At 43.1% G+C, this 6,821-nt stretch carries 10 protein-coding genes and 2 pseudogenes; 10 read left to right on the top strand and 2 right to left on the bottom strand.

Annotated elements, in window-relative coordinates:
* Nucleotides 1-211 (top strand): hypothetical protein (locus tag DTHIO_RS21765; RefSeq protein ID WP_040419549.1); only part of this gene is annotated, 211 nt, incomplete at its 5' end.
* Nucleotides 212-315: 104 nt separating this feature from the next.
* Here the strand turns inward: DTHIO_RS21765 and DTHIO_RS19320 are convergent.
* Together DTHIO_RS19320 and DTHIO_RS19315 are read right to left on the bottom strand one after the other, a co-directional pair.
* Nucleotides 316-588: a hypothetical protein gene (locus DTHIO_RS19320; protein ID WP_040419546.1), complete on the bottom strand. Its 273-nt coding sequence runs from the start codon at nt 586-588 to the stop codon at nt 316-318.
* Nucleotides 589-646: 58 nt separating this feature from the next.
* Nucleotides 647-1,648, bottom strand: a complete 1,002-nt coding sequence (locus DTHIO_RS19315; protein ID WP_008871900.1) for an Rpn family recombination-promoting nuclease/putative transposase — start codon at nt 1,646-1,648, stop codon at nt 647-649.
* A 228-nt stretch (nt 1,649-1,876) separates the two neighbouring features.
* Here DTHIO_RS19315 and DTHIO_RS19310 point away from each other — a divergent pair, with 228 nt between their 5' ends.
* The 9 genes and pseudogenes from DTHIO_RS19310 to DTHIO_RS19275 all read left to right on the top strand — a co-directional run bounded on the left by DTHIO_RS19310 (nt 1,877) and on the right by DTHIO_RS19275 (nt 6,420).
* Nucleotides 1,877-2,215, top strand: coding sequence for a site-specific integrase (locus DTHIO_RS19310; RefSeq protein ID WP_435050725.1), 339 nt, complete (start codon nt 1,877-1,879; stop codon nt 2,213-2,215).
* A gap of 12 nt (nt 2,216-2,227) precedes the next feature.
* Nucleotides 2,228-2,584: pseudogene (locus DTHIO_RS20790) on the top strand (transposase); the annotation flags it as partial.
* 131 nt (nt 2,585-2,715) lie between these two features.
* Nucleotides 2,716-3,279, top strand: a pseudogene (locus DTHIO_RS20785) (transposase); the annotation flags it as partial.
* A 265-nt stretch (nt 3,280-3,544) separates the two neighbouring features.
* Nucleotides 3,545-3,814: a BrnT family toxin gene (locus DTHIO_RS23060; RefSeq protein WP_008871899.1), complete on the top strand. Its 270-nt coding sequence runs from the start codon at nt 3,545-3,547 to the stop codon at nt 3,812-3,814.
* A 170-nt stretch (nt 3,815-3,984) separates the two neighbouring features.
* Nucleotides 3,985-4,353 carry a hypothetical protein gene (locus DTHIO_RS19295; RefSeq protein WP_008871897.1) on the top strand — a complete coding sequence of 123 codons (369 nt, stop codon included), beginning with the start codon at nt 3,985-3,987 and terminating at the stop codon, nt 4,351-4,353.
* A 28-nt stretch (nt 4,354-4,381) separates the two neighbouring features.
* Nucleotides 4,382-4,576 (top strand): DUF2281 domain-containing protein, encoded by a 195-nt coding sequence (locus DTHIO_RS19290; RefSeq protein ID WP_008871896.1) that lies wholly within the window; start codon nt 4,382-4,384, stop codon nt 4,574-4,576.
* Entirely contained in the window at nt 4,536-4,898 is a 363-nt protein-coding gene (locus DTHIO_RS19285; protein ID WP_153305080.1) for a type II toxin-antitoxin system PemK/MazF family toxin, read from the top strand. The genes DTHIO_RS19290 and DTHIO_RS19285 overlap by 41 nt, the downstream gene beginning before the upstream one ends.
* Nucleotides 4,899-5,055: 157 nt before the next feature.
* Nucleotides 5,056-5,343, top strand: coding sequence for a helix-turn-helix domain-containing protein (locus DTHIO_RS19280; RefSeq protein ID WP_008871894.1), 288 nt, complete (start codon nt 5,056-5,058; stop codon nt 5,341-5,343).
* Nucleotides 5,344-5,571: 228 nt separating this feature from the next.
* Nucleotides 5,572-6,420, top strand: a complete 849-nt coding sequence (locus DTHIO_RS19275) for a hypothetical protein (protein WP_144311583.1) — start codon at nt 5,572-5,574, stop codon at nt 6,418-6,420.
* The last annotated feature ends 401 nt before the right edge of the window (nt 6,421-6,821 follow it).

Here is a 6,821-nt window from a genome sequence, read left to right as displayed (position 1 = left end):
TAAATGGGAAAAGCACGCTAAGCTTGAATATGCCCGTGAAAACCTCATAGATGTGGCTGGAGACTTCCACGGACCTTTACCAAATTCTCTCCAGGATAAAATCAAGTCTATAAACTCCATAGATAACCTGCGGACTTTAACCAGAAAGGTTTACAGGACTCAGTCCCTCGAAGAATTTACCGAGCTCGTAAACAGAGCAGCACAGAACTAACCTCGAACCTCCTTATGAAATAGACGAAGTCTCAGCGCAGCGGATTTCACTGGGTGTGATCTGCCTGCCCCGTTGAATTCCTGCCCGGTTGAATTTCTTCTCATTCAACTGGGTCTTCCATTCAACTGGGGTGGGCAAAAAACTCTTTTCTTCTTTGGGTTGCGGGCATGGCCCGCTTTAGCATCTTCAATTATCTGTTCGTCGACGACATCCAGAATATTTTCAGCTGTATCCACCACATTCCAGCTGAAGAGTTCATCAATATCCAGTTCATCAGCATTCCTGGCTTCGTCGAGGATTGTGTTGGTGTTGCCCCAGGCATGACCTAAACGATCTACTTCAATAAATAGATGCAGGAGTATAATTTGGAAGGACAAAAAAAGGCCACACCTACTGAATCAGCGTGGCCTGTTGGTGAACCAAGGAGGTTAGAGGTCAATTCTGTGCTGCTCTGTTTACGAGTTCGGTAAATTCTTCGAGGGACTGGGTTCTGATCACTTTTCTGTTTAGAGCCCTTAAGTTCTCCAGAGATTGAATGGACTTGATTTTCTCGTAGAGTGAGCCAGGTAAGGGACCGTATGCTTCTGTGGCTACATCTATGAGGGTTTCTTTAGCGTTTTTTAGCTCTGCCTGTCTTTCCCATATAGGTTTTTCCTTAATGGCCTTATTGTAACCTCGTTCTTCCAATACTTCTGCTGTGGTTCTCACGGTTTCTCCTCCTTTGGGAAGATGTTTGACCTTCTCTTCTGCCTCTTCGGGCGTTTCATCTGTGGCTATAAGCAAATACTTGATCAAAATTGCAAAGATTTCATGAGCCTCTTTGGCATCCAAACCTTTAAACAACAGCTCTAAAGCTTCATATATCTGATCTCTTTTTTCCGGATAAAATATGTATTCAAGGACCTGGTGAAAAACCTCAAGGGTAATGGAGGTCTTGGCCTTCTTCTTATTGATTTCCGGGACTTCATGCAGGAGATGTTCAAAATTCGGAATATATTTCCTGTAATGCTCAGACGGTAGATTAAAGAGGTCAGAAAACTCCAGGCTATAATTCCACCTGGCTGTTCCGTGATAAAAAACCAAAGGAATTATGATCGGCAGAGTTCCGGTTTTCTTCTGGATAAAGCTCTGCCAGACTTCGTTCATGTATTTGAATAGCTGGATCTTGGTCCAGGCATCCAGATCACTCTTGTGCTCTACCAATATGTATATTTCAGCGGGCTCTCCAGTATTGAGCTGCAGGGTGATCACGATATCGGTCATGCTCTCCTTGAGATTGTCGCTGACATATGACCTGGAGGACACCTTGACAGTATCCAGGTTCATGTCCCTGGTTATCTCTTCCGGCAGATGATACCTTACGAAATCCCTTGCCACGGGTTCTCGTCCCAGTATCGCCCTGAAAGTGTGATCGTGGTATTTGCTTGTATCACTCATAAGGGAAGAATAAGGCATAGTCTTCAGGTAGGCAAGGAGAATTATTAGGTGGCAGGGGAACAGGACTAAATGCCAACTTTTGATAAAATTGACATTCGATAAAAACTTCCTCAAATATACAATGATAACAAGCAGTTAATTCTAATCACTTTCACACCCACCTTCACAATCTAAAGATTACGTCAAGTTTTTTGGCAATAACTAAGCACAGTTTGTATAACCCAAGACATGAAAACAAACCATCCCACCAAAGGCAGTTCTATCAAGGTCGAGCCCATAAGAAGGCTTGAAGACATCAAGGCCATAAAGAAGCTTCTCAAAGATAGCCCCAGGGATTTGCTCCTGTTCACCATGGGCATAAACAACGGACTGCGCATCGGGGATCTGCTGCGCCTGAAAGTGGAAGACGTACAGCACTTAAGACCCAATGAGTATCTCCGGATAAAAGAGCATGCGTATTCCACGGGAAAACGGACAGCATTCCACAGCAAAGTGGACAGTGTTCCATGGGAAATGAAGAAGAGCTTATGCTATCCATTTTTTCAACAGCTCAACCACCAGCCTTAAGGGCGGTATCTTATACCCCGCATAGCCCGTTTTATCCGCAATGACCAAGCCACCGTCTACCACGTCATATCCCGTACTGCCCTGCCCGGACTACCTATTAAAGACACTGACAAAGACTACCTGCTGGGGCTTATCAAAAGACTGAGCAGGCTTTACTTTGTTGACGTGCTGGGATTTGCCATTATGGGCAATCATTTCCACTTAGTAGCCCGGATGCACCACGAGGATGAAATTTCCAATTCAGACATTATCAAGCGGTGGCAGAACTATTATGGTGACAAGGTCGAGATGCCTGCTGACCGGATGGCTGAGGTCAAGAAGAGGCTTTGCAGCCTTGGGGCCTATGTGAAGGACATCAAGCAGATCTTTACCCGGTTAAATGCTGCGGTAGCAGCCCCCCGCACATCACCCTTCTTACACTCCATATAATACCTCCCCATATGTAACCTCCTTCTATTTTTAGCAATCTCATTTTTTGTGCGGGGGATTTAACCGGGTGAACCAGGTATTATAATAAAAAGCACAGGCGGCAGGGTTTCTTTTGGGGTGGCCGGTTTAAGAGTATGATTGTACAGGAAGGAAGCACTCTGGTTAATATGCTGGCTTATGTGGACTTAAACCCTATCCGTGCCGGTATTGTTAAGAAACCGGAGGATTACCGCTGGAGTTCACTCGGCTACCATACCCAGACCTGAAACAAAGACGGATTCTTATCTATAGATTTTGGCCTCAAGGAATGGAACGAACTGGACCCCAAGGAGATTGTCCGCAAATACAGACAGTTCGTATATGAAACCGGAGCAGTAGACGCAGGCAAAGGCAAGACTATTGAAAAAAAGGTTGTGGAAAAACCCAGAAAAAAAGGCTACAAGATATCCCGAGTAGAACGCTTCAGATACAGATGCCGGTATTTTACAGATTCCGGGGTTATCGGCGGAAAAGACTTTGTCCAAGAGGTATTCGACCAGGTCAAGCACCTGCTTGGCTCCAAGGATACAAGGAAATTTACGTCGATTGGCGGGGTTGAAGGGATTTACTCTTTGAAAAGGTTGGGCAAAGCCTGAAGGTCTAATTTTTTTATAGTTGATATCCCCTTTCTTACCTTTACAGACTGCAGCAAAAAGGTTAATATTTTGCTATAAGGGTGCCAGAAATAGTTTTTAGCCAGACAGTGGCAGCTATCCGGGAGCAATCATTAAGATATTTTATCAAACGATATATTATGCCCTCATCAGTTCAGCCCAAATACTATACCGCTATATCGAAAAACGCCATTGAGGATGTACCCGACACCCTTACATATAACCATGAGAAGAGAAGTGTTTAGCTGTGGATTTCACTTGGGATGATACAAAAGACAGGTCAAACTTTAAAAAACACGGAGTTTCATTCGTCGAAGCCACTGAGGTTTTTGGTGATGTTTTCTCATCCTGCGTATCGGATCCCGATCATTCGGTTGAGGAAGACCGCTACCTGCTTTTCGGTACAACATCAAAAGGAAGAAGTTTGGTAGTATCGTTTACTGAGTGCACAGGAACAATTAGAATTATATCAGCCAGACAAATGACTCGCAAGGAGCGAACAGCATATGAATCATAACGACACCTTACGCCCCGAATACCCCTCGGAACTTATCAAGTCAGGAGAACGTGGTAAATTTGCCAAAAAATATCGTGAAGAGAGGACAAATCTAGTGTATATTGAACCTGATCTGTTTAAATTTTTCCCTGATTCAGAATCAGTTAACCGAGCTTTACGAAAATACTTTAATGAGCATCACTCTTAATCAAACACTTCTTACTAAGCGTTTTGAAGGCCACTTTGTTTTTTCTGATGAATACCCCAAGCAGATCCGTAAAAGAATTAACCAGGGACTCTCTACCCTGAAGAAATACCCGAACTTAGAAGAAGCTAAAGAAGAGATAGTCAAGCTCAACCATAAGCCAGTCACCATTATGGACAGGACCTTTACACCAATGGAGGGGCTGACAGGTTTTATCAACGAGCTGCAGGCCTGCTATGAACATTACCATGAGAACACCGGAGCCTTGCGGATGCTCTGGAATGCGCTTACCGGCAAAACTCCCTGGATTTATCCTGACTATGAGGTGGGAAAGGGTTGCAAACCAGGGTATTAGTTATTAAGTGTAGAAAAGGAGGTCCGCTATGAACACGACAGAAGTTGTAATTAACGAGATAAAGCAGCTTCCTGAGCCGCTTCAAAGGGAAGTCCTGAACTATGCTTACTTTTTGAAGCACAAGGCGGAGCAGGACAGTTTGTTGAAAGCCCAGTTATTCAGTATGGAACAAATATGGAGCAATGAAGAAGACGAAGCCTGGAACAATGTACCAACCAGGTGAAGTTTTGCTGGTGCCTTTTCCTTTCTCCAGCATGCAGGCAAGCAAGAAAAGACCTGTCCTTGCGCTTACCCCTCCAGACACTTTTGAAGATATGGTATGCCTTGCCATTACTTCAAGCCCTCCTCATCATGCGGCATTCCCGCTCGACAATGAATGCTTTGTGGAAGGTGTACTGCCGAAGCCCAGCTGGGTCAGGCTGGATAAGGTCTACACATTAAATGCAGGTCTTTTCGTTGGTCGATTCGGAGCGTTACATTCAGAAGTGTATGAGCGGGTTAAAAAGCATTTCTGTGAGCATTTTGGATGTCAACTGCTCAAGTGATTGTGTCGATGCCCTCAACTCTGTAGGCAAGGCTTAAGATGCTAGCTGAAGAGAAGAATGAGCAGTGGAAAGCCTCAGTAGGCTTGCTGTGAAAATTACCAAAGGACCTTCAGTTGGCGATAAACCGCTACCGTGAATTGCTGCAGGAGAGGAAACAATGAGCAATAACCATTTTGAAAGCGTTTGGGATGCCATTGAAAATACACCCGAACAAGCTGAAAATATGAAGCTTCGCTCTGTTCTGATGATGGCTATCAGCGAACATATTCAGCGTAATGAAATCAGCCAGTCCCAGGCGGCAAGCTTGTTTGGGGTCACCCAGCCACGCATATCCGATCTTAAACGGGGAAAAATAAACCTTTTCAGCCTGGACTCCCTTGTAAACATGGCTGTAACTGCGGGTCTTCGTGTAGAAATAAAGGTTCACGACCTGGAAGCCGCATGATGCATTACAGAGCAGTAATAAAGAAAACCGATGACTGGTGGATAGGTTGGCTGTAAATTAAAGCTGTCTACAAGGTATGTAATTTTGTTGGTGGGTATAAAAATAAAAAACCCGCCGGATCGCAACCCGACGTGAGCCAAGGTTTTACCCTTGGGGATGATTTTAAGAATAGTTTAAGCTTGACTTGCAGGTTTGTCAAGCAGATTTATTTCGGTAAGTGCATGAAATTTGACCAAGGAATTAGCTATGGTGATTGATCGAAAACGTATAGAAGAGTTGAAGAAGGAAGGTTTTGCGCAAGGTGCTGAGGAAATTAAAGAAAAATACATTGAATCAGGGAATCGGGATGGCAGAATTGAGGCTTTACAAGACATGCTTGTTGAATCTATGAAATATCAATTTAATGAAGTTGATAAAAATATAAACCAAAAAATAAGATATATAAAAAATAAACTGTTCCTGAGAGAAATGATCCAATTATCATATGAAACAAAAAATATAGAAGTTATAAATAGTTCTATTCACGACCATTTAAGCGATGAGGATATGTATAGAAGAGAAGGGTATGAATACGCAATAAATCACCCTAATGGTTTTTATCAATCAGGAAGATTTAAAGGATTAATAAATGAGAAATTATCTATGATTTTTTCAATTTTCAAAAAGAGGTTTGGACATCTTGAGATTGAGATAGAAGCAGCTATAATGACTATGGATTTAGACGAGCGCATCGAAGATTTGTTTTTAATGACCTTTAAACTGTATGATAAAAAGGAATTAGTCAGGTATTTAAAAAAAACAATGACAGGTGCCAATGTTATAAAAGCGGGTGCTTTTCTTGTGGTATACAAATCAGTCAGGTTGAACTATCTTATTGATATTTTATTTGAGACAAAAGACTGCTCAATCCAAGAAAAGATTGAAAAAGTTAGGGATTTGGGAGAAATAAACTTCTTAATCGAAAAGGCAAAATATTCAGAGTGCCTTGAAGATTTTATCAAAGAGCTGGACCAAGCTGTAGAGAGAGCTGTGGATCATAGACATGAATTTAGCCTTGACCATCTATTGCAGGAGTAGAAATCTTGTAACCATTCAGGGGGCGCAGGAAACGGCCCGGGGACAGTCCCCGCGACACCTTTTTCGCACAAATACAAAAATTGTAGACACTAAGTTTGTGAACCTGCACAGTTAGTACTTAGCGGGGACAGTCCCCAGGCCTGATCCCAGTAGCCACCACCGAGCCCCCCTGAATGGTTACGAAATCTTTATCTTAGCATATAATTTCGCTATTATAATCAGTGCAACCGGTAGGGGATAAATCTGCTGGCTTTTTACTCAGGGACTCTGATTACTCCTTCGAACCAGGCGGCAAACTTCATGCGGGCTCTGGGTGGTAGCCTGAAGGATCTGAATTAGAAGGTGAAGTATCAGTAATTGATTAAGGCCTGTGGAGGAAGCTCTGCTGGCTTTTTTACCAT

It is taken from the genome of Desulfonatronospira thiodismutans ASO3-1 (genome assembly GCF_000174435.1).
GTDB classification, from domain to species: domain Bacteria; phylum Desulfobacterota; class Desulfovibrionia; order Desulfovibrionales; family Desulfonatronovibrionaceae; genus Desulfonatronospira; species Desulfonatronospira thiodismutans.
This window is presented reverse-complemented; position numbering and strand designations above follow the sequence as displayed.

What these genes read in the sequence shown, in the direction of transcription:
- DTHIO_RS19315 (WP_008871900.1), bottom strand. Translation starts at nt 1,648, where the DNA reads ATGAGTGATACAAGCAAATACCACGATCACACTTTCAGGGCGATACTG.
- DTHIO_RS19310 (WP_435050725.1), top strand. Translation starts at nt 1,877, where the DNA reads ATGAAAACAAACCATCCCACCAAAGGCAGTTCTATCAAGGTCGAGCCC.
- DTHIO_RS19295 (WP_008871897.1), top strand. Translation starts at nt 3,985, where the DNA reads ATGAGCATCACTCTTAATCAAACACTTCTTACTAAGCGTTTTGAAGGC.
- DTHIO_RS19290 (WP_008871896.1), top strand. Translation starts at nt 4,382, where the DNA reads ATGAACACGACAGAAGTTGTAATTAACGAGATAAAGCAGCTTCCTGAG.
- DTHIO_RS19285 (WP_153305080.1), top strand. Translation starts at nt 4,536, where the DNA reads ATGAAGAAGACGAAGCCTGGAACAATGTACCAACCAGGTGAAGTTTTG.
- DTHIO_RS19280 (WP_008871894.1), top strand. Translation starts at nt 5,056, where the DNA reads ATGAGCAATAACCATTTTGAAAGCGTTTGGGATGCCATTGAAAATACA.